The 21,195-nt window shown below is 68.9% G+C and carries 18 protein-coding genes; 11 read left to right on the top strand and 7 right to left on the bottom strand.

Going from position 1 to position 21,195, the window contains the following annotated elements; all coding sequences use genetic code 11:
• The first annotated feature begins 126 nt into the window (after positions 1-126).
• The 4 genes from VF584_01710 to VF584_01695 all read left to right on the top strand — a co-directional run bounded on the left by VF584_01710 (position 127) and on the right by VF584_01695 (position 6,545).
• Positions 127-3,024 carry a pitrilysin family protein gene (locus tag VF584_01710; protein ID HEX8208874.1) on the top strand — a complete coding sequence of 966 codons (2,898 nt, stop codon included), beginning with the start codon at positions 127-129 and terminating at the stop codon, positions 3,022-3,024.
• Between the two features lie 41 nt (positions 3,025-3,065).
• Entirely contained in the window at positions 3,066-4,412 is a 1,347-nt protein-coding gene (locus VF584_01705; protein HEX8208873.1) for an MFS transporter, read from the top strand.
• A 247-nt stretch (positions 4,413-4,659) separates the two neighbouring features.
• Complete coding sequence (locus VF584_01700) at positions 4,660-5,457, top strand: LytTR family DNA-binding domain-containing protein (GenBank protein HEX8208872.1); 798 nt, start codon at positions 4,660-4,662, stop codon at positions 5,455-5,457.
• 170 nt (positions 5,458-5,627) lie between these two features.
• Positions 5,628-6,545, top strand: coding sequence for a histidine kinase (locus VF584_01695; GenBank protein HEX8208871.1), 918 nt, complete (start codon positions 5,628-5,630; stop codon positions 6,543-6,545).
• Positions 6,546-6,913: 368 nt separating this feature from the next.
• On the opposite strand, the gene VF584_01690 is transcribed toward VF584_01695, so the two are convergent.
• Positions 6,914-7,381, bottom strand: coding sequence for an SET domain-containing protein-lysine N-methyltransferase (locus tag VF584_01690; GenBank protein HEX8208870.1), 468 nt, complete (start codon positions 7,379-7,381; stop codon positions 6,914-6,916).
• 115 nt (positions 7,382-7,496) lie between these two features.
• Here VF584_01690 and VF584_01685 point away from each other — a divergent pair, with 115 nt between their 5' ends.
• Positions 7,497-8,222 (top strand): energy transducer TonB, encoded by a 726-nt coding sequence (locus VF584_01685; GenBank protein ID HEX8208869.1) that lies wholly within the window; start codon positions 7,497-7,499, stop codon positions 8,220-8,222.
• 58 nt (positions 8,223-8,280) lie between these two features.
• On the opposite strand, the gene VF584_01680 is transcribed toward VF584_01685, so the two are convergent.
• Positions 8,281-8,958 carry a hypothetical protein gene (locus VF584_01680; protein HEX8208868.1) on the bottom strand — a complete coding sequence of 226 codons (678 nt, stop codon included), beginning with the start codon at positions 8,956-8,958 and terminating at the stop codon, positions 8,281-8,283.
• Between the two features lie 103 nt (positions 8,959-9,061).
• On the opposite strand from VF584_01680, the gene VF584_01675 reads away from it, so the two are divergent.
• The 4 genes from VF584_01675 to VF584_01660 all read left to right on the top strand — a co-directional run bounded on the left by VF584_01675 (position 9,062) and on the right by VF584_01660 (position 12,014).
• Positions 9,062-9,493, top strand: a complete 432-nt coding sequence (locus VF584_01675) for an AAA family ATPase (protein ID HEX8208867.1) — start codon at positions 9,062-9,064, stop codon at positions 9,491-9,493.
• Positions 9,494-9,677: 184 nt separating this feature from the next.
• Positions 9,678-10,844: a bifunctional oligoribonuclease/PAP phosphatase NrnA gene (locus tag VF584_01670; GenBank protein HEX8208866.1), complete on the top strand. Its 1,167-nt coding sequence runs from the start codon at positions 9,678-9,680 to the stop codon at positions 10,842-10,844.
• A 393-nt stretch (positions 10,845-11,237) separates the two neighbouring features.
• A complete protein-coding gene (locus tag VF584_01665; GenBank protein ID HEX8208865.1) occupies positions 11,238-11,495 on the top strand; it encodes a GlsB/YeaQ/YmgE family stress response membrane protein in 258 nt (85 codons plus the stop codon).
• 12 nt (positions 11,496-11,507) lie between these two features.
• Positions 11,508-12,014, top strand: coding sequence for a ferritin-like domain-containing protein (locus VF584_01660; protein HEX8208864.1), 507 nt, complete (start codon positions 11,508-11,510; stop codon positions 12,012-12,014).
• Between the two features lie 59 nt (positions 12,015-12,073).
• On the opposite strand, the gene zapE is transcribed toward VF584_01660, so the two are convergent.
• Positions 12,074-13,102, bottom strand: coding sequence for a cell division protein ZapE (gene zapE, locus VF584_01655; protein HEX8208863.1), 1,029 nt, complete (start codon positions 13,100-13,102; stop codon positions 12,074-12,076).
• A 458-nt stretch (positions 13,103-13,560) separates the two neighbouring features.
• Positions 13,561-14,439 (bottom strand): DMT family transporter, encoded by an 879-nt coding sequence (locus VF584_01650; GenBank protein ID HEX8208862.1) that lies wholly within the window; start codon positions 14,437-14,439, stop codon positions 13,561-13,563.
• A 148-nt stretch (positions 14,440-14,587) separates the two neighbouring features.
• On the opposite strand from VF584_01650, the gene VF584_01645 reads away from it, so the two are divergent.
• A complete protein-coding gene (locus VF584_01645; GenBank protein ID HEX8208861.1) occupies positions 14,588-15,160 on the top strand; it encodes a pyridoxamine 5'-phosphate oxidase family protein in 573 nt (190 codons plus the stop codon).
• Between the two features lie 175 nt (positions 15,161-15,335).
• Here VF584_01645 and VF584_01640 read toward each other — a convergent pair whose 3' ends face one another.
• Both VF584_01640 and VF584_01635 read right to left on the bottom strand, forming a co-directional pair.
• On the bottom strand, positions 15,336-15,902 hold the full coding sequence (locus VF584_01640) for an outer membrane beta-barrel protein (GenBank protein ID HEX8208860.1): 567 nt from the start codon (positions 15,900-15,902) through the stop codon (positions 15,336-15,338).
• Positions 15,903-16,110: 208 nt separating this feature from the next.
• Complete coding sequence (locus tag VF584_01635; protein HEX8208859.1) at positions 16,111-17,688, bottom strand: VWA domain-containing protein; 1,578 nt, start codon at positions 17,686-17,688, stop codon at positions 16,111-16,113.
• A gap of 307 nt (positions 17,689-17,995) precedes the next feature.
• Between VF584_01635 and VF584_01630 the strand changes: the two genes are divergently transcribed.
• A complete protein-coding gene (locus VF584_01630) occupies positions 17,996-19,753 on the top strand; it encodes a DUF885 domain-containing protein (GenBank protein HEX8208858.1) in 1,758 nt (585 codons plus the stop codon).
• Between the two features lie 384 nt (positions 19,754-20,137).
• On the opposite strand, the gene VF584_01625 is transcribed toward VF584_01630, so the two are convergent.
• Entirely contained in the window at positions 20,138-21,166 is a 1,029-nt protein-coding gene (locus tag VF584_01625; protein ID HEX8208857.1) for an ATP-dependent DNA ligase, read from the bottom strand.
• Between the last annotated feature and the right edge of the window lie 29 nt (positions 21,167-21,195).

The raw sequence follows: 21,195 nt of genomic DNA, 5'->3' as shown, positions 1-21,195 counted from the left end.
CCACGCCGGCGCTTCCGATCCGCCCATTGAGCCCAGCCAAATTCCAGATCGGGCGCATCGGAGCAGGTCTTTGCTGATTCAGTGCCTTAGGCCACGCACACACACGTTTTGAGGATGGGTGTTCACATGCTCGATTCCGGTCTCGCCCGCACCCTATCGGTACTCGCCGCGGCCTGCACGCTTGCGACAGGTCCGGCGCAGGCGCAGCGGGCAGGCACGCGGGCGGCTGCTCCCGCCGCCGTGGCGCAGGGCCAGATCACGGTACCGGCGATTGGCTACACCCGCCGGATGCTGGCGAACGGCCTCACCGTCTACGCGATCCGCGACACCGGCACGTCCAACGTTCACGTCCAGATGGTCTACGACGTCGGTGCCAAGGACGATCCGGCCGGCCGCTCCGGCTTCGCCCACCTGTTCGAGCACATTTTGAGCCGGGTCACCCGCAACCTCGCTCCCGGTCAGTTGAGCCGCATCGTAGAGGAAGAGGCCGGCGGCACCCGCGGCGCCGACACCCAGTACGACAGGACCCGCTATTTCGAGACGGTGCCGGCCAACCGGCTCGAAGCGATGCTGTGGGCGCATGCGGAGCGGCTGGCGCGGTCGGTGCTCGACCAGCCGGTGTTCGATGCGGAGCGGAGCGCCGTCAAAGACGAGACGCGCGAGCGCGTGCTCGCTCAGCCGTATGGACGCCTGATGTACTATTACGCGTACGAGCACAGCTTTATCCGTCACCCGTACCAGCGCCCGGCCCTCGGCACATTTGCGGACATCGATGCCGCGACGCTCGAGGAGGCGCGCGCATTCCACGAGAATTTCTACCGGCCGGACAATGCGACCCTGATCGTTTCCGGAAATTTCGATCCGGCGCAGCTCGAGCGCTGGGTAGACCAGCATCTGGCCCCGATTCCGCGGCCTGCGCGGCCGATCGTGCGCCATAGAATGCCGGTGCAGCAGGCATCGGCCGCCCGCACGGTCGCCGCCTACGCGCCTAACGTGCCGCTCCCCGCCGTGTTGCTGAGCTGGCAGCGGCCGAAGGGGAACCATGCCGATCACGCCGCTCTCGAAGTGCTGACGCGCATTCTAGCGACCGGTGAGTCTTCGCGGCTCATTCGGCGGGTGGTGCGCGAACAGCCGCTGGCCACATCGATCATGCCGGCCAATCTCGGTTTCAAGGAGGCCGGCTTCTTCGCTCTCCTTGCGATCGCCGCCGGCGGCAGGGAACTGGAGGCCGTCGAAGCGGCGCTCGATGCCGAGGTAGCGCGGCTCCGCGACGAGCCGGTGTCAGAGGCGGAGCTGCGCGGGGCGCTCACCGAATACGTCTCCACCGAGCTGTTCCGCCGCGAAAGTGCCACGGGTCGTGCCGAAGCGCTGGCGGAGGGTGTCGTCGTCGCCAACGATCCGGCCTGGAGCGACAAGATGCTGGTGGCGGTGCAGCGGGTGACCGCCTCCGATGTCCAGCGCGTGGCGCGGCGATATCTGCGCGACGACCGGCGCGTCGCGATCACCTATCGTGACGAAGGACAGCGACAGGGCCCCGCCGAGACCGAGCCTTGGCAGCGCCGGACGGCCGAGGCGCTGGGGCAGACGCTGCCGGCGGCAGTCGGCGCGCCGAATACGTTAGCGCGGGAGGGCGAGCGAGTGGCTCCGCCCGCTCCCGGCCCGCAACGGCCGATTGCCGCCCCCTCCTTTGCGGAACGCCGGCTGGCAAATGGGATGCGCGTCGTGGTCGCGCGGTCGGGTGACCTGCCGGTGGCCGGTGTCTACCTGGTGGTGGGAGGGGGTGCGGCGGCCGATCCCGCCAGCCGGCCCGGGGTCGCGTCGATGACCGCGACCGTGGCCGGAAAGGGCACGACGCGGCTGGCACACGACGCTCTGGCCGCGGAGTTTGAGCGGCTCGGCGCCAACGTCGGTATCAGCGCCGGCCCCGATGCCACCACTGCCTTCGTCACGGCACCGGCCGCCAACATCGAAGCGGCGACGCAGCTGCTGAGCGAGATGGTGCGTAGCCCGGCCCTGCCGCGGGAGGAGCTTGAGCGCGAGCGGCGTCGGGCGCTGGACAACCTGCGCGTGACACTTCGCCAGCCCGGAAAGGTCGGCGATCTCGCTTTGCGCCGCGTCCTGTTCGGCGATGCCCCTTATGGCGCCGGCGCGGCCACCCCCGCTTCCCTTGCAGCGCTCACGCGCGACGATCTCACCCGCCACCACGCCGACTGGTGGCGGCCGGACAATGCGCAGTTGGTCATCGTCGGCTCCCTGGGCCCGGAGCAGGGCTTTGCCCTGGCCGAGCGGGTGTTCGCCGACTGGCGCGCCCCGGCGGCCCCTTTGCCGCGCATGCCCTCCAATCGTGCCGGCACGGCCGGCCGCCCGCGCGTCGTCGTCGTCGACATGCCGGAGGCCGATCAGGCATCGGTGTCCGTCGCTCTTCGCGCTCCGACCCGCGCCGACAGCGATTATTATCCGGTGCTCCTGGCCAACAGCGTGCTTGGTGGCCTACAGACAGGGCGCCTGTACCAGGAAGTGCGCGTGCGCCGGGCACTGAGCTACGGCGCCTATAGCCTCCTCGTGACCTTGCGTGACGGAGGCCTGTTGGTGGCTCAGGCCCAGACCCGCAACAATGCGGTTCCGGAAGTGACCGGCGTCATGCTCGGCGAGATTCGGAGGCTCGCCGCCGAGCCGATCCCGGCGGACCAGCTCGCCAGGCGGCAGACGTTGATTACTGGCGCCTTCGGGCGACAGGTGGAGACGACGTCGGGCCTCGGCTCCTTCCTCAGCAGCCTCGCCGTGCAGGGCCTGCCGACGACCAGCTACAACAGCCACCTGGCCAGTATTGCCGCCGTGACGCCGCAACAGGTCTCCGCGTCCGTGGCGAGCGAGCTCGACCCGGCGCAGGCGAGCATCGTCATCGCCGGCCGCGCGAGCGAGTTCATCGACGCACTGCGCGCCCAATATCCCAGCGTCGAGGTAATCCCGCTTTCCCGCTTCGACTTCGGCCGCGCCGCCCTCATCGGCCCCCCGCAGCCATAGGCGCGCCCTGGCCGACGCCCTCTGAAGGAGACAAGCTCGTGATGACCGGCATCCTCCAGCGCTTCACGCAGATCCGCCGGGAGGAGGTCGCGCCGGTGCTCGCATCGGGGCTCACCTTCTTCTTCATCCTCACCGCCCTCATGGTGCTGCGACCCGCCCGGGAGGCGCTGGGGATGCAGCGGGGGATCGAGGCCGTCCGCTGGCTCTTCGTGGGCACGGCGGTGGTCACCCTCGCGCTGAACCCCGTGTTCGGGATGCTGGTGAGCCGCTTCCGCCGCCTGGTCTTCATCAACGCCACGTACCTCTTCTTCGCCGCCAGCCTGCTGGTCTTCTACGCCCTGCTGGTGATGGCGCCGGCGGCCATCGGCGAGACCAGCGGGATGGTCTTCTTCGTCTGGTTCAGCGTCTTCAACCTGTTCGCCACCATGCTCTTCTGGGGCCTGATGGCGGACCGCTTCTCGCTGGAGCAGAGCAAGCGGCTCTTCGGGGTGATCGCGGTGGGCGGCACGCTGGGCGCCATCGCCGGCCCCTGGCTCGCCTCGCGGCTGGCGGAGCCGCTAGGGACCGCAGGGCTCCTGCTGGTGGCGGCGGGTTCGCTGGGGCTGGCGGCGCTCTCGGTGCGGGCGGTGGCGCACCTGCAGCCGGAGCGGGCGCGTCCCGCGGCCCTGGACGACCCCGGGGCGGCCCCCGCGGTGGACGAGCGCGCGGTGATCGGCGGGAGCGCGTGGGAGGGGCTGCGGGCGGTGTTCCGCTCCCCGTACCTGCTCGGCATCGCGGCGTACGTGCTGATCATGGCGGTGATCGCCACCTTCCTCTACTTCACCCGCCTGCAGATGGTGGCCGCCCTGGGCGAGGGCCTGGACATGCGCACCACGGTCTTCGCGCGGATGGACCTCTACGTGCAGCTCACCACCCTGGTGCTGCAGGCGCTGGTGGCGGGCAAGCTGATGAAGCACGTAGGGGTCTCGGTGACGCTGGCGCTGCTGCCGATCACCGCGGCGCTCGGCTTCCTGGGGCTGGTGCTGGTGGCCTCGCTGGCGACGCTGGTGGTCTTCCAGGCGGCCTTCAACGCGGTGGACCGCGCCATCATGCGCCCCGCGCGCGAGACGCTCTTCACCGTGGTGAGCCGCGCGGACAAGTACAAGTCGAAGGCCTTCATCGACACCTTCGTCTACCGCGGTGGCGACGTGGTGGGCGCGCAGGTGGAGGGGGTGCTGGGGCGCCTGGGGATGGGGCTCGCGGCGCTGATCTCGGTCGCGGTGCCGCTCGCCGTCGGCTGGGCCGCCCTCGGCGTCTGGCTCGGCCGGCGGCAGGAGCGGCAGGCGGAGCACCGCCCCGCGACGGCCCCCGTCGAGACCCCCGCGCGGGCCGAGGTGGGCGCGCTCTAGCGGCGGGTCTCACGCAGACGCGCAGATGAGGAAAGGACGAGAACGGATGGGCTCACACAGAGACACAGAGGGAGAAAGAAAGAAGGGCCAAAGAAGTTGTCTGTGCCCTCGCCGTTGCCTCTGTGTTCTGTGTGATGCTTCTCCTGTAGTTCGTGAGCGGTCTCCTGCGTGCTCCTATTGACTGGGTCCGAAGGATGGTGGCAGGATGTTGGGAGCACAGACGGGCACGCCAGCACCACAGGACCGAATGGAGATCCGGGTTCTAATCGTCGATGACGAGGCCCTCGCACGCGAGCGAATCCGCTCTCTGCTCGTTCAAGAGACGGGCTTCCGTGTCGTTGGAGAGGCGGAGAACGGGTCCGCGGCAGCGGCCGCGGTTCGGAAGCTATCGCCCGACCTCGTCTTCCTCGACATCCAGATGCCCGGCCTCGACGGCTTCGGGGTCGTAGAGGAGGTCGGCGTGAGGAACATGCCGCTGACCGTATTCGTGACTGCCTTCGATCGCCATGCCGTACGAGCCTTTGAAGTTCACGCGCTGGACTACCTCATGAAGCCATTCACACGTGAACGCTTCCTCGAAACTCTGGGCCGCGTTCGCGATCAGCTTTTCCGGACCGATCAGGCAGTAATCTCGGACAGGTTGGAGCAGGTTCTCCAGTCGTTGAACCGGGGTTCCTCCTACGTGGATCAGTTTACGATCCGAACCGGAGTGCGGCATACGATCGTCCGCGTGGAGGACATCAACCTCGTCACGTCCGAGGGGAACTACCTGCGGCTCCACACGGCCGGGACGTCCTATCTGCTTCGCGAGCAGATGGGGCGGATCGAGGAGCAGCTCGATCCGAGCGAGTTCGTGCGGATCCACCGCTCGACGATGGTACGCACGTCGCTGATTACCGAGGTCGAATCCGTCTTCCAGGGGGAGTACATCGTGACGTTGCGGGACGGAACGAAGTTGAATTCCAGCCGGGGCTGCCGGGAGAAACTCGAGAGGGCAGTACGCATCGTCTCCAGCCGGGACTTGCCGTCCACACCCTCCCAGTGATGATGAGGCAGCCCGCGAACGAGCATCCCACCGTTCGATCGTCGCTGTATTGGCCTGCGCTGGCTTTCGCTGGATGGTCGCTTCTCGGGCTCATGACGAGCCTTCTGAATCTGATCAGTTTCCGGTTCACCGGTCCGCCTCGCCCCCCCGCGGATGCCTTCGTGATGGGGATGACCGACATGTACATGTGGGGCCTGCTCAGCGCAGCGGCCATTTTCGTGTCCCGCAAGGTCAGCTTCGAGAGGTTTGGCTGGACGTCCGTGGTCCTGTTGAATCTGGCTGCCGCGATCACTCTCCTGCTGGCCCGCTACCTCGTAGAGCGCGAGATACTTGGCTGGGCGGGGTTTCCGCGCGCACCACTCGCCCAGGGCATTACCCGTAGCTTCGCACCCAGGCTGCTGACCTATCTGGGCCTGCTCCTGGCAAGTTACGGCTGGGTTTACATCGTCAAGCACCGCGAGCGCGAGCTGCGAGAGGTTCAGTTGCGCGAGGAGCTGGTCCGGGCACAGCTCGGCAGGCTCAAAGCGCAGCTGGAACCACACTTCCTGTTCAACACTCTGCATTCCATATCCACTTTGCTGCACCGCGACCCGTTGGCTGCCGATCAGATGGTCAGCCGACTCGCGGATCACCTTCGGACGACGATTCGAGCGACCGATACCCAGCTCGTCGAGCTCGAGCAAGAGGTCGCCGAGCTGCAGCCCTATCTCGAAATCGAACAGATTCGGTTCGGCCAGCGGCTGAGGCTCACGATCGAGGTCAGGTGCTCAAGCCGTCTTCTCGTCCCGCACATGATCCTCCAGCCTCTGGTGGAGAACGCGATCCGGCATGGCATCTCCCCATCCGTGCAGGGCGGGCACGTGCAGATCCGGGCAGAGCAGCTTGACGATCACGTGGTGATCACGGTTGAGGATGATGGTGTAGGGATCTCGGGGAAGAGCGACACCTCTGGGCACGGGGTCGGGTTGGCGAACCTGCGGGCACGGCTTGAACACCTCTACGGGTCGGATCAGAGTCTCGACGTATCGCCGCGCGATGGGGCCGGCACGGCGGTGCGCGTGATGCTCCCAGTCCAGACGGGCAAGTGATACCATTCGTCGTTCATTTTTGTGCAAAGCCGGAAAGGGAAGTCTCACGCAGAGGCGCAGAGACGCAGGAGAGAACTGAAACTGCATGGCTCACACAGAGACACGAACCACAGAGAGAACCGCATCAAGGTTTTCTCTGTGGCTTTCAGTTCCTTCTGTGGCCTCTGTGTGAGCTTTTCTCTGTTGTTCTCTCCCTTGCGTTTCTGCGGCTCTGCGTGAGACAAGCCGGTCAGAATGCACACCGGTTTCATCTAAATGGTATGTTTCCCAGTTGGTGCAGTGCATCCGATATAGCGTAGTCAGGTCGCCGGTCGATGCAGGGAGGGGGCGGCGTGATGATCAGGCCCCTGCCGGCGGATCAGCGCACGTCACCGCTTCTTGGCCAGCATCGTCCCGCGGCAGTTGGGGGCGCCGCAGATGCAGGGGTAGCGGCGCTTCATGGCGGGGGAGTGGCGCACCTCCAGAATGAAGTGGTAGTCGTACGCCAGCTCCTCGCCCGGCGCGATGTCGCGCAGGGACTCGATGAAGATGCGTCCGTCCTCTTCAACCGCCTCGCAGTTGGGGTCGCACGAGTGGTTGATCCACCGCGCGATGTTGCCCCGGAACGCCGCGTCGAGCACCGCGCCATCCTCCAGGGCGAAGAGGAAGGTGTGGTAGACCGTGTCCGGATCCTCGGGATAGCGGGCCTCCGCTTCGTCCATGGTGATCCGCTCGCCCGTGTACTCCACGATGCGGGTGCCGGCTGATATTGGCACGCGCGCGTACACGCCACGGCCGTGGATTTTGGACCGGCGCATCGCCAGCCCCTTCGTGACGGAGAACTTGTTTTCGGGCATTCGTTTCCTGTGAAGTAGCGACTACAAACGTTGTCGGACGGGGCGCAACTCGCTACTATTCAGCGGATGGACCACCCGCGGGTCCGCACGAACCCCTCCAAAAGCCAACCTTCTCATGACCCATTCCCTCCGTGGGACGGCGCTCGGTGCGCTCGTCTTCGCCGTTGCGTTCGCCGCTCCGGTGGATGCCCAGCGTGCCCGCGACCCGCAGCTCCTGACCGACAAGCCCGCCCCTCGCGAGGGGTGTACCACCGTGCGGCAGCCGGGCACCCTCCCCTCCGTCGCCGCGCTGGCGGACTCCGCGGCGCTGGCGCAGAGCATGGCCAGCTTCGCCAAGGACAACCCGATCAGAGACGGCAAGATGACGGCGCTCTACTCGGTCGCCTTCGCGGCGAACGGGAGCGTGGAGCGCGTGGCGCCGATCGACTACTGGCTTCCGCAGGGCGAGGAGCCGCAGCTCACCGCGCTGGTGCGCCAGTCGATCCGCGCGCAGCGCCCGGGGAACCCGTGGAGCGTGCGGCTGCGCGTGGACCCCGCCGCCGAGACCGTCGTGCGCGTCGGGCGCTCCGAGGTCTGCCAGCCCCGCTCCACCACGCGGTTCGAGCTGGTCACCGCCGCAATCGACCAGCAGCAGGCTCCCCCGCCGATGCGCGTGCGGGTGATCGTGGGCACGCAGGGCGAGATCCGCAGCCTCGAGGTGGTGCGCTCCTCCGGCGAGAGGGAGCTCGATCGCTGGGTGCACGACTCGCTCCTCAGCCGCAGGTTCCAGCCCGGCCTCATCGACGGCGTGCCGGTGATCATGGAGCGCGACGAAGACGTACGCCTGCGCTACCGCCCCTGAGGGCGACGCAGCACGAGGATGCCCCGGAGGCGCGGAGACCCGTTCTCCGCGCCTCTCGTCATTCCACCATCCACCGCGCCGCTTCCTGCGCGATCTTCGCCGGGATGGTGTGGCCGCCGTCGAACTCGCGGTACTCCACCGGATACCGCGCACCCCGCAGCCGCGGGACGAGCCGGCGGCTGCACGCGTCGATGGGGAGCACCGAGTCCCGCGTGCCGTGCGACACGAAGATGTGCGGAGCCCCGTGCTGCTTCCCCGGCCTCGCGAACCCGGGCGAGAAGGCGACGATCCGCCTGAACAGATCGCCGTTGGTGATCCCCAGCGAGAGCGCGTACGATGCGCCGTCCGAGAACCCGCTGGCGACGATCCGCTCCGGGTCCACCGCCACGCGCCCGAAGACGTGCGCCAGCGCGCCGTCGATCGCCCGCACGTCCGCGCCGAAGCCGCCCAGGATCACGTCCCAGGTGCGCCCCGCCGACTTGAGCGCGAGCAGCACGAATCCCAGGTCGTCCACGAAGCCGTGCAGCGGATCGAGGCCGTGCCGCGCGGTGCCGCCGGCCCCGTGCAGCGCCAGCACGAGCGGCGCGGGCGTGTAGGGCCGGTAGCCGGCGGGCACGTACAGCAGCGCCTCCGTCCCGGCGAGCGCGAGGCGCTGCAGCCCCGGCTCCACCGTGCCGGAGGGCGTCCCCGGCCGCGCCGCGACCCTTCCGTCCTCTCCGCCGCTCGGTGCTCCCATCCCTCCCCCTGCGCAGAGTGCCGCCGCCCGGTTCCAGCCGACGGGTGAGCAACTCGCACGCCCCGGTGTCCACAGGGCACCGTTCTCGCGGAGCCACCGCCGCATGGAAGCCGTGATCCTTGTGGGAATCCAGGCCTCGGGGAAGTCGACCTTCTACCGCGAGCGCTTCTTCGACACGCACCTGCGCATCAGCCTGGACATGGTGCGCACGCGGCGGCGCGAGCGGCTGCTGATGGAGGCGTGCATCGCGGCGGGGCAGCGCTTCGTCATCGACAACACCAACCCGACCGTCGCCGAGCGGGCGCGCTACCTGGCCCCGGCGCGCGCGGCCGGCTTCCGCACCATCGGCTACTTCTTTGAGCCCGACCCAAAGGGCTCCGTGGCGCGCAACGCCGGCCGCCCGCGCCAGGTGCCGCCGAGCGGGATCTTTGGCACCCTCAAGCGCCTGGAGCGCCCCACCCTCGCCGAGGGCTTCGACGAGCTCCACATCGTACGCATCCTCGAAGGCAGCTTCACGATCCAGGCCTGCGAGTGACGCAGCCATCCAAAGAAACAGCCTCACACAGAGAACACAGAGGGAACCGCAAGCCACAGAGAACTTGTTTTTGTTGTTCTCTCTGTGGCTCTGTGTCTCTGTGTGAGCCAGCAGTTGCAGTGCGCTGGCACGGCGCTCGCCATCAGCGCAGCGGAAGGAACCCGACCCCCGGAAGACGCGAGCGATGTCCGAACCCGTGCAGACGTTGGAGAAGCCCCCCACGCCGCTCGAAGAGAGCGCGACGCGCGCGGCCGAGCTGGCGAGCCTCCTCTCCAGCCGGCGCGGCGAGAAGCACGTGGTGGCCATCCAGGACTTCCCGGACCCGGACGCCATCTCCACGGGGCTCGCGTACCTGGAGATCGCGCGGCGCTTCGGCGTGGAGGTGGACGTGATGTACGACGGCAAGATCAGCCACCCGGAAAACCTCGCGCTGGTCAACCTCCTGGAGCTGCACCTGGTGCCGTACGAGGAAGGGTTGGAGCTGGACGGGTACAACGCCGCCGTCTTCGTAGACAACCAGGGCACCACCACGCACCTCACGGAGCGCCTCGCCGCCGCCGGCGTGCCGACGCTGGCGGTGATCGACCACCACGATGCGCAGGGCGTGCTCGACCCCATCTTCTCCGACGTGCGCCCCGTGGGCGCGGCGGCCACACTGATCTCCGAGTACCTGGAGAGCGGCGAGCTGCTGACGCTGGAACCGGGCAACGAGGCGCACGTGCGCCTGGCCACGGCGCTGATGCACGGCCTGCACAGCGAGACGGACGGCTTCGTCCACGCGCGCCCGCCGGAGTACCGCGCCGCCGCGTACCTGAGCCGCTTCATGGACTCGGTGCTCCTGGAACGCGTGCTCTGCGTGCAGAAGTCGCACGCCACGCTGCGCATCATCGAGGAAGCGCTGCGCAGCCGCGTGGTGCGCAGCGGCTTCTCGGTGGCGGGCGTGGGCTGCGTGCGCCTGGCGGACCGCGACGCCATCCCCCAGGCCGCGGACTTCCTCCTCACCGAGGAGAACGTCCACACGGTCATCGTCTACGGCCTGCTGGAAGACGGCGACGAGGGGCGCGAGGTGATCTCCGGCAGCCTGCGCACCAACAAGGCGACGCTGCACGTGGACCGCTTCCTCAAGGAGTGCCTGGGCAACGACCCGCGCGGCCGTCCCTACGGCGGCGGCCGCTCCCGCGCCGGCGGCTTCGAGATCGACGTCGGCTTCCTCACCGGCGACGATGACGACGACGAGCAGCAGCGCCTGAAGTGGGCCCTCTTCGACCGCCGCATCCGCCGCAAGATCTTTGAGGCCGCGGGGGTGGAGCACCTGGATGACGTGTTCGAGGAGGAAAGTCCTAAGTCCTGAGTCCTGAGTCCTGAGTCCTGAGTCCTGAGTCCTGAGTCCTGAGTCCTGAGTCCTGAGTCCTGAGTCCTAAGTGCCTGGTGGCCAGTGCCTGGTGCCAAGTGAGGGCGCGGAGCCACAGAGATGGCTCTGCGCCCTTTCGTTTTCCCTCCGTGTCTCTGTGTGAGATCGCCGTATGCTTTTGCCGAGGCGGAATGATCGGGCAAAGAAGACTGCAATGTCGTTCAGCACTCAGCACTTAGCACGTTGCACTCCGCCCCAGTCCCCTCCTCACTCGCGCACCAACGCACTCCCGCACTCACGCACTTCCCCCGTTCGGCACCTGAATTGCGTTGGACGCGGCTTTGACGGCGGTCCATTGGGGGCCGACGATTTCACCCGTTCGTGAGGCGAACCATGAATATCCTTTGGATGATCATCCTCGGCCTGATCGCTGGCGCCATTGCCAAGCTCATCATGCCGGGCCGTGATCCGGGTGGCATCATCGTGACGATCCTGCTGGGCATCGCGGGCTCCGTGGTCGGCGGGTTCCTGTGGAACACCGTGATGGGCGGCAACGGCGACAACAAGGCCGGGCTGATCGGCTCCGTCATCGGGGCGCTGATCCTGCTGGCGCTGTACCGCATGGTCGCCGGCCGCCGCTCGCACGTCTAACGGAGCGAACGAATGGCGGTTACGGAGATGCGGGAGCTCCTCCTGCACGAGCTGGGCGACATCCTCTACGCCGAACGGAAGTTCCTGACCGGCACCAAGGGGATGGCGCGCGAGGTCAACAGCCCGGAGATGAAGGCCCGTCTGGAGGAGCACGTGCGGGAGACGGAAGGGCAGATCGAGCGCATCCAGGAAGTCTTCAAGGTGCTCGGCGAGAAGGCCAGGGCGGAGAAGTGCGAGGCGGCGATCGGGCTCCGCGAGGAGCACGACTCCTTCAAGTCGGAGGAGAAGCCGTCCAAGCCGATCCTCGAGGCCTTCGACATCGGGTCTGGCCTGCGCATCGAGCACTACGAGATCGCGGCCTACCGCACCGCCATCGCCATCGCCACCGCGATGGGCGAGAACGAGTGCCTCCCCCTCCTCCAGGAGAGCCTGCTGGAAGAGGAGGCGATGGCCAAGTTCCTGGAGAAGAACGCCGTCCGCGCGGTCAAGAAGCTCATCGCGCAGACGCAGGCCGAGTAGCCGGTCGGCCGGCGATACGATCGAAGCCCCCGCGGCACCTGCCGCGGGGGCTTCGTCGTTCAACCAGGCCCCTCCCCCAGCATCTCCTCCATCCTCGACAGGCAGCGCGAGAACTTCTTTCCGAACGGCCCCGCCACGAAGTCGCTTGGGAAGATCTCGCCGAGCGACGCCCGCGAGGTCGCCGCGAGCGGCAGCGCATCGTCGTACACCTTGTCGATGAAGTGCACCCAGCGCAGCCCCTCCGCCATGCTCCCGATCGGCGCCATGTCGTCTACGAGCAGCCCCTCCAGCGAATCCGCGAGGGTCGCGTAGCGGATGGGGTGCACGTCCCCCAGCGCGGCGAGGAGGGCGGCAAAGGGCGCGCGCAGCGTGCGGGGAGCGGCGGTGCGGGCGGCTTCCTCCATGCCGGCATCGTCCAGGAAGAGCGCGCGGCCGGGGTCGGCGCGGAAGAGGCGGTGGCGGAAGTCCTCGCCCTCCACGCGGAGCGTCTCGAACGCCGCGGACAGCTCCTCGATCTCGGCGGCGAAGCTCTTTTGCGGAAAGCGGCCGCGCCCCAGCTCGTCGGGGACGGTGTTGGAGGTGGCGGCCACGCGCGCGCCGTCCGCCAGCGCGCCGCGCAGGAAGGCGATCGCCATGCGCAGGTTGCCGGGGTCGTCCAGCTCCCATTCGTCCACGCACACCAGCCGCTGCCCGCTGAACAGCTCGCGCGTCCCCTCCACGCCCAGCAGCCCCATGGTGTAGACGAGCTCGTCGAAGCTGAGGTAGGCGCGTGGGGCGGGCGCGGCGTTCCAGAGCGCGGCCAGGAGGTGCGTCTTCCCCACGCCGAAGCCGCCGTCCAGGTACACCCCGCTTCCCGTGCGCGACGGGCGAAAGAGTCCGCGCCACCCCACGCGCGTCCCCTCCCGCAGCTCGGCCGCCACCTCGCGCAGCCGCTGCACCGCCGCCCCCTGCGACGGATGCCGGGAATCGGGCCGGTAGTCGTCGAACCCCTTATCCGCAAACCTCGGCGGCGGTACGAAGCCGGCCAGCAGCTCGCCCGCCTCGGGGCGTCGCGGAAGTCCACTCAACAGCGTGTCCAGCGAAAGCACGGGATCGGGGCTTGGGGTGAGGGGTGGCTTGGGTCGTGGCGAGTGAACTCGCGGCAACAACAGCACGAAGTCCGCCTGCGCGGACTCGGGGGCGGGATTCGTCCGGGCGGCGGGATGCCGGCGCGGTCAGGAGTCCGGTTTCCAGGAGCGAATGAATTCGCCGCTGGAACCACGCAAAGTCCGCCTCCGCGGACTCCGGGTCCAAATGTCGCGCTACTGGAGCCGGCTTTAGCCGCCTTCCCGTGGTTCCAGCCGGGGGATTCATCCCCCGGTTGATGCGGGGCTGGCGCCTCCCGCGTTGACGCCGCTCTCTGGTGATTAGCCGCCGGACCCGCGCCAGCGCGCCCCGCACCCACCGCTCGCCCGGAGCCTGCGAAGGCAGGCTTCCCGCGGTTGTTGCAGCGGTTTCAACCGCCGGCCCCCGGATTCCTCACCCCGGATTCCTCACCCCGGACTTCTCACCCCGGCGCCGCCTCCGGCTCCGTGACGGCGCGCCCGTCCCACCACGTCTTCAGGACGGTGGCGCCGATGATCAGCACGCCGCCCGCGATGGCCCAGCCGCTCGGCTCCTCGCCGTGAAAGATCCAGGAGAGGACGGGGTTGAGCGCGGGCTCCAGCAGGAGCAGCGTGCTCGCCTCCAGCGCGCCGACGTGGCGGATTCCGGCGCTGAGCAGGACGTACGCCGCCGCGATCTGGAAGACCCCCAGGTACCCCACCGCCAGCCAATCCCCCGTCCCCCCGCCCGTCACCGGGAGCGCGGCGGGGAGGCAGAGGAGGAAGGCGAACAGATTTCCCGCGGCGATGGTGGGGACGGCCGACCCCTCGCCGCGGCTCCCCGTCCAGCGCAGCCCCATCACCGTGAAGCCGTACAGAAGGCCGCTCGCCGCGCCCAACAGGTTGCCGCGCGCGGGGTCCGGCGCGGTGCGCACCGGCTCCTCGGCGCCCAGGAAGAAGAGCGCGAGCCCCAGCGCGATCGGCGCCATGAACGCCACGTCGCTCCTGCGGATCTTTTCGCGCAGGAGGAGGGGGCTCAGCAGCAGGACGTAGAGCGGCGCCGTGGACTGCAGGAAGATGGCGTTGGCCGACGTCGTCAGCTTGTTCGCGGTCACGAAGGTGACCAGAGTCAGCGCGTACGCCAGCCCCACCGGCACCACGTGCCACGACCACCCCCGCCGCGCCGACGGCACCAGCAGGATGATGGCGAGCGCCGCGATTCCCGAGCGGAACCCGGCCACCTGCCAGCTCGTGAGCGTGGTCGCCTTGATGGCCGCGCCCCCGGTGGAGAAGAGGAGGGCGGCGCCCAGGATCTGGAGGCGGTGCAGGGTGCGCGGGTTCACGTATCGGGCGGTGCGGAGATGCGATGGTCGTCAGAGGGCGCCCAAGGATGCCGCGCGTGCGGGCGCGGGGCAAGGCCGGGCGGCACGCATACTGCTCACCCGCCCGCCTCCGGACCTTACACCAACCTTGGATTTTGGAGGTCGTAGCATGTCGGAATGGAAGGATGGAAAGCACGGCGCGAACGAGAACGTGCCCACCGAGAAGAAGCTGGCGGAGCTGTACCGCCTGATCGAGGGGATCGAGATCGCGATGTTCACCACGCGCCGCGCGGACGGGCACCTGGTGTCGCGCCCGATGGCGGCGCAGGGGCAGGCGGAGGGCGCGGACCTCTGGTTCGCCACCGACGTGGAATCGCACAAGCTGGACGAGCTGGAGACGGACCCGCACGTCAACGTCTCCTTCTACCGCGACCGCACGCGCGAGTGGGTGTCGGTGAGCGCGCGCGCCCGCCTGGTGCGTGACCGCGCCAAGATCCACGAGCTCTACAAGCCCGACTGGCGCGCCTGGTTCGGCGACGAGGGCGGCGAGCGCGACGGCGGCCCGGACGATCCGCGCATCGTCCTCATCGCCGTGGACGCGGACTCGGTGGTCTACATGGTGAACAACACCCCGCGGCCCGTCGTCCTCTTTGAGGTCGTGAAGGGCATCGTCACCGGCAGCGAGCCCAACATCGGCGAGACGCGCACGCTGTCCGGGCAGGAGATGCACGGGAGTGCGTGAGTGCGGGGCTGTTTAAGGAAAAGAAGCATCACACAGAGGGCACAGAGGGAACTACAAGTCGCAGAGAACCTCTTTTGTGGTTCTTTCCGTGCCCTCCGTGTCTCCGTGTGCAGTTCGACGGGGTGCCTCCGAAACCGGAGACACCCCGCGATGCATCAGACGTGCTGATGTCCGTTTAGAAGGCGATGTTCAGCCCCACGCCGGCGTTGAGGTACGACACGTTCATGTCCGTGTTCAGGACGCCGCCCAGCGACAGGCCCTCGATGTTGTACTGCCGGTAGCCCACCGCGGGGGTGACGCGGATGCGCTGGCCGAGCGGGATCGCGATCCCGGCGCCGACCTCGAAGCCCATCTTCGCGTCGCCCACCTCGGTCTCCTCCACCTCCAGCTCGTGGAAGAGGAGCCCGGCGGCCACGTACGGAGTCGGGCGCCCCGCGGCGCCGCCCAGCGAGGCCGTCAGGCCCGCCGAGTACCCCTGGTCCAGCACGTCGTCTTCGGCGCCGTCGATGGAGAAGTTGGTGCGGCTGTAGCTGCCGTACAGCCCGAAGCCGGGCACCAGCTGCAGCGCCGCGCTCCCAGTGAAGCCGATGCCGTTCTCGATGTCGTCCGCGAAGTCCCCGGCCGGGATCGCCGCATCGCCGCGGATCTCCACCGACAGCGGAATCGCGGACTGCGCCGAGGCCGTACCCGCCACACCCAGCACCGACAAAGCCGCCAGAACAAACGTAACTTTCTTCATCATGTCCCCTCGTGAAAGTAGGAATGCGTCCCACGGCGAACTTCCGCGAGACGCATCCACTTTAAGCAAACGCCGGGCCAGTTTAGCCACAAACCCATTTACCCCAACAGTTTAACCATAATTACACTCCCCATCTGTTTACCTGAAAGCCACAGAGATATCCTTCTGTAGTTTTTTCCGTACCCTCTGTGTCTCTGTGTGAGGACAACCGTCAGCCGCCCCCCACGCCCAGCCGGCGCGACGCTTCCACGAGCTGCACGAACTCGGCTCGATGGCCCTGAAGGTCCGGGCCGCGGGCGGAGCGGGCGCGGGCAAGCACCGCGTCGTACGATGCGGAGCCGCGGTAGGCGGAGCCGCGCAGCAGCATCCCCCACTCCGCTACGGCCGCGGCGAAGCGGAAGTCGTCCGATGCGCGCGCGGCGGGCGTGACGCGGTTGGGCACGGCGCGAGAGAGGGCGCGGCTGTGCACGCCGTTGGGCGCCTTGTAGCGCAGCCGCACCGTCAGCAGCTCCCCGCCATCCGCGCCGGCGCGGGGGACGACCTCGTAGAGCGCGGTCACCGAGTGGCCGGCGCCCAGGTCGCCTGCATCCTTGCGGTCGTCGCGGAAGTCGCGCGCGGCCAGGGCGCGGTTCTCGTATCCGATCAGCCGGTAGCTCTGCACGCGCGCCGGATCGAACTCCACCTGGATCTTCACGTCCTTGGCGAGCGTGTGCAGCGTCCCCGCCATCTCCTCCACCAGCGCCTTGCGCGCCTCGCCGACGTCGTCCACGTAGGCGTAGTTGCCGTTTCCGTGGTCGGCCAGCGCCTCCATCTTGCTGTCCTGGTAGTTCCCCGTGCCGAAGCCCAGCACGGTCAGCGCGATCCCGTCGTTGCGCTCGCGCTCGACCAGCTTCACCAGTTCCGCGTCGCTGCTGACGCCCACGTTGAAGTCGCCGTCGGTGGCCAGGATCACGCGGTTGTTGCCGCCGGGCATGTAGTTGCGCCGCACCGTCTCGTACGCCGTGGTGATGCCGCCCGCGCCGTCGGTGGAGCTGCCCGCGTACATCGCGTCGATGGCGCGGCGGATGGTCGCCTTGTCCGCGCCGGAAGTGCTGGGAAGCGCGACGCCCGCCTGGCCCGCGTACAGCACGATGGCGACGCGGTCCTGGCGGCGAAGCTGGTCCGTGAGCATGCGCAGGCTCTCCTGCACCAGCGGCAGCTTGTCCGGCGACTGCATGGAACCCGAGACGTCCACCAGGAAGACGAGGTTGCTGGGCGGGAGGCGCTCCGTGCTCATCCGCCGCCCCTGCAGCCCCACGTGCACCAGGCGGTGGCGCGGGTTCCACGGCGCCGCGGAAACCTCGGTGGTGATGGAGAACGGGTCCTGGCCGGCGGGATCGGGATAGTCGTAGTCGAAGTAGTTGACCAGCTCCTCGATCCGCACCGCGTCGGCAGGCGGCAGGGTGCCGCTGGTGAGGAAGCGGCGCACGTTGCTGTACGATGCCGCGTCCACGTCGATGGCAAAGGTGGAGAGCGGCGCCCGGCGCGCATCCATGAACCGGTTTTCCGCCAGCGATGCGTAGCGCTCTCTGTCCCGCCGCGCCACGCCGTGCTCAACGCCGGGCGCAACCCCCTCGGCAACGTCCGGGAACCGTGGCTCTATCTCGTGCAAAACGGTCCCGGCGGGCTCGGCGCTGATCTCCGAGAAGTCGACCAGCTCCTCCCGCTGCATCGATGAGCGCTGCTCGTATCCGGATTCGTTGCAGGCTGCCAGCAGGAGGACCAGCAGGATGGGAGAGCGCTTCCACATGCGGCACCGTCCGGGTGGAGATGGATCGCGACGCCGGCGGGTGCCGGGGGGATGGCCCCCATGGTGCATCGAAGGGGCCCCTGGCGCGGCGCGGCGCAAGCCGTTGCGGGTGCACGCCTTGCGCGCTTCGCCGGCCCATCCGGAGACGTGGCCTGGGCGTTCGGTCGCCGTTCGATGAACCGGGGAGCTTCGTTCATTGAACGGCGGAGGCACCCCGTCTTCTGACGCCGGGTGGCGCCCCGCGCGGCGGGCGGGCTATCTTCGGAGGGACCTCCAGACCCGCACACACTTCGCACGGATGAGCTCCATGAGCCGTACCGTCCTGCTCGCGCTGGCGCTGGCCGGGTGCGCCCCCGCGGCGCCCCGCACCGCCCCCGAGCCCGCGCCCGCGAACGCCGCCCAGCAGGCGCGCTACGACCGCTTCGCGCGCACCTTTCTGGACTGGTACTACGCCGCCAACCCGGTGCGCTCCACCGGCCTGGGGATCCACCGCTTCGACGAGCGCCTCCCAGACCTCACGCGCCCCGCCATCGACCGCCGCAACGCCGAGCTGCGCCGCTTCCTGGCGGAGCTGGGCACCATTGACCGCGCGTCGCTCAACGAGGACGCGAGGTTCGACCACCAGATCCTGGACCACGCCCTGCGCGCCGAGCTGCTGGAGTGGGAGGAGGTGCGTGGCTGGCAAAAGGACCCGTCGTACTACAACGGCGTGGTCGCCAGTGGGCTGGCGTCGATCGCGTCGCGCGAGTTCGCGCCCGCGCCCCGGCGGATGGAGCTGCTGATCGCGCGCATGGAAGGGATCCCCGCCGTCCTGGCCGCCGCGCGCGCCAACCTCGCCGGCGTCCCGCAGCTCTGGGCGACGGATGCGGTGCGGAACACGCGCGGCACGGTGAGCTTCCTGCGCCAGGACCTCCCGGCCGCCCTCGCCGCGCAGGGCGCCGACCGCGCCGATCCGGCGCTGCGCACCCGCTTCGAGGCCGCTCGCACCCGCGCCATCGCCGAAATGGAGGGATACGCGGCGTGGCTGGAGCGGGACGTGCTGCCGACGGCCCGCGGGGACTTCCGGCTGGGGCGCTCCGTCTTCGAGCGGAAGGTAAAGTACGAGGAGTTCGTCGACCTCTCGGCGGACCAGCTTCGCGACGTGAACGAGCGCGCCATCCGCGACTACCACGCGTGGGTGGCCCGCGAGGCGGCGCGCATCGACACGCGCCGCACCCCGCTGCAGGTGATGGACTCCATCACGCGCGTGCACCCCACGCCCGAGCAGCTCATCCCCACCGCCCGCGCGCAGCTGGACACCATCCGCCGCTTCATCGTGGAGCGCGGCATCGTCACGCTGCCCAGCGACCGGATGCCGGTGGTGCGCCCCACGCCGGAGTACGCGCGGCAGGGCTTCGCCTCCATGGACACCCCCGGTCCCTTTGAAGTCGTCGCCACGGAGGCGTTCTACAACATCACCAACGTGGACCCCGCGTGGACGGCGGAGCAGAAGGAGCAGCACCTCACCTACTTCAACTACCCGGGCCTCCTGGGGATCACGGTGCACGAGGCGATGCCCGGGCACTTCGTGCAGCTCCTCTACCGCTCGCAGATCCCCACCGAGGTGCGCAAGGTCTTCACGCCCGCCTCGCTGGTCGAGGGGTGGGCGCACTACACGGAGCAGATGATGGTGGACGAGGGGCTGGGCGGCGGCAGCCCGGCGGTGCGGCTGGGCCAGCTTCGGCGCGCCCTGCAGCGGCACGCGCGCTGGCACGCCGGCCTCTCGATGCACGCCTACGGCGCGTCGGTGGAAGACGCGGCGAAGCGGTTCGAGGAGATTGCCTTCTTCGCCCCCTTCCCCGCCCTGCGCGAGACGCAGCGCGGCACCAACGACCCTACGTACCTGTACTACGCGCTGGGCCGCATGCAGATCCTGAAGCTGCGCGACGACTACCGCCGCCACCTGGAATCGCAGGGCAAGCCCTTCTCCCTGCGCGAGTTCCACGACCGCTTCCTGCGTCTGGGCCTCCCCGTCTCCCTCGCGCGCCGGGCGATGATCCCGGGGGATACGGCGGCGGGGCTGTAGGCCCGCGCCGGACCAGCCCCCTCCCCCCGGCCCCCTCCCCCGCCTGCGGGGGCGCAGGGCGGGTGAGGGGGAGAACTCCGTGCGTCGCGCCAAGGCCTTGTAGGGGCGTGATTCATCGCGCCCGCCCTCCGCGCCGCCTCGACCCACGCCCAACGCACCCGATCCCGTAGGGGCAGACCTGCGTGTCTGCCAACCCTCGCCGCCACCCAAAATCCCGCTCACGGCACCGCAACCTCGTAGGGGCCGCCCCACGTGGCTGCCCGTGCCCGCCTCCACGACGAACCCTGCCGCTCCGCGCCCAAACACGCCACCGCCCCTCCCCCAGGTAGTTATTGGGCGAGGGGCAGCGAGGTGACGAGCGGGGAGGGGGCCTACGCCCGCCCCCTACAACAGCGCCGCCGTCGATCGGCTGTCCTTGACGACCTGCTCCATGCTGCACAGGCGCGGGTCCTTGTCCGGCCGCCAGCGCAGGAAGCGGGTGCCGTGGCGGAAGCGGTCGCCGCTGAAGTGATCGTACTGCACCTCCACGACGAGCTTGCTGGCCAGCGGCTCCCACTGCGTGGAGCGCTCCGTGCTCCAACGGCTCGGCCCGCCCGGCGCGGAGCCGGTGAAGCCCGGCGCCTGCACCAGCCTCTCCAGCTCGGGAGTCAGGCGCGCGCGCTCCTCCTCCGGAATTGCGCTGCAGAAGCCGACGTGGTGCAGCAGCCCGTCCGCCGTGTAGAGGCCCAGCAGGAGCGAGCCGACGATCTTCTTCTTCGCGGCGTAGCGGAAGCCGCCCACCACGCATTCGGCAGAGCGCAGGTTCTTCACCTTTACCATCGCCGTGCGCTCGCCGCTGGCGTAGGCGGCGTCCAGGCGCTTGGCCATGATGCCGTCCAGCCCCTTCACGCCGCCGCAAAGCCAGTCGTTCGCCTGCGCCGGGTCCGTGGTGGCGCGCGAGAGTCGGATGCGCTCGTCGTCCCCGAAGAACTGCTCCGCGAAAGCCTCCAGCTTCGGGCGCCGCTCGGCTAGCGGGCGCTCGACCAACGGAGCGCCGCGGGCGCCCAGCAGCAGGTCGAAGGTGATGAAGACAGCGGGGTGCGCGGCGGCCAGCTTCTGCACGCGGCTCGCGGCGGGGTGCAGGCGCAGCTGCAGCTCCTCGAAGCTGAGCGAATCGCCCACGGGCACCACGATCTCGCCATCCAGCACGAAGCGGTTGGCGCGCAGCGACCGGAGGTTCTCCACCACGTCGGGGAAGTAGCGCGCGAGCGGCTTGCCGCTCTTGGAGCGCAGATCCACCTCGTCGCCGTCGCGGAAGGCGAGGCAGCGGAAGCCGTCCCACTTGGGCTCGTACTGCCACCCTTCGCCCGCGGGAATCTCCGCCTGCGATTCGGCCTCCATGGGCGCGTAGTCCAGCGCGATCGGCAGCTCCATGCGTGGATCTCAGGGTCTTAGGCGGACAT

The sequence above is a fragment of the Longimicrobium sp. genome (assembly GCA_036389135.1).
Lineage (GTDB): Bacteria > Gemmatimonadota > Gemmatimonadetes > Longimicrobiales > Longimicrobiaceae > Longimicrobium.
This window is presented reverse-complemented; position numbering and strand designations above follow the sequence as displayed.